At 51.1% G+C, this 706-nt stretch carries 1 pseudogene; it reads right to left on the minus strand.

The features are described 5' to 3' along the window. A pseudogene (locus tag HCX89_RS22635) lies at positions 1 to 706 on the minus strand (hypothetical protein); the annotation flags it as partial.

Here is a 706-nt window from a genome sequence, read left to right on the forward strand (position 1 = left end):
CGCAGACGGGTAAAATCGAGTGTTTTTGATTGCTCAAGATAAAGCTCGTTAATGGCATGCCGCAGGTTTTCGATTTTCTCTTGCGTTTGCTCAATATCAGACAACTCACGGTTATATGCAGCGACACCTGATGTCAGCGATTTGAACAGCGCAACCGTTCCCTCGCTGAGTTCTTTTACCGCCGCATAAGCTGCATAACCGGCTTGACTGATAACAGCTGCTACCCCGGATACCTGTTTGCCAACATTCTCAGTAGTGTCGCCGACATCCTGCATAGCCTGATTCATTCGCTCGCCGGATTGCTCCACTGAGTCTGCGGTGTTGTCTGCTCCCTGCTCAACATTCTGTTGCGAGTTACTCAAGTTTTGCTGAGTAGCAATGAGTCGCTGCAATTCAGCGTTTAAGCCTAGGGCAGCGGCGGCTTGCTGTACCATTACCGAAACCTGCTGCTTTCCAGCTGCAGCCACTTTTACTTCAGCTTCAGCCCACTCCAAAAACGCTTGCTTTTGATCATAGGCGGACGCGGTACCGTCTTTCATGGCCGCGGAAACTTGAGCAAACGTTGACTTGGCAATATCAGCCTGCTCGCGCAGAGCACGAACGGTTGTGATCCCGGCCTTGGCCATAGCTAATTCATAGGCCTTGGCTTTTGCGGCTTGTTTGTCGAGTGCGCTGGATGTTTCGTTTGCCGCTGCTTTCTGTTCAG

Source organism: Shewanella sp. Iso12 (assembly GCF_012030025.1).
Taxonomy (GTDB): domain Bacteria; phylum Pseudomonadota; class Gammaproteobacteria; order Enterobacterales; family Shewanellaceae; genus Shewanella; species Shewanella algae.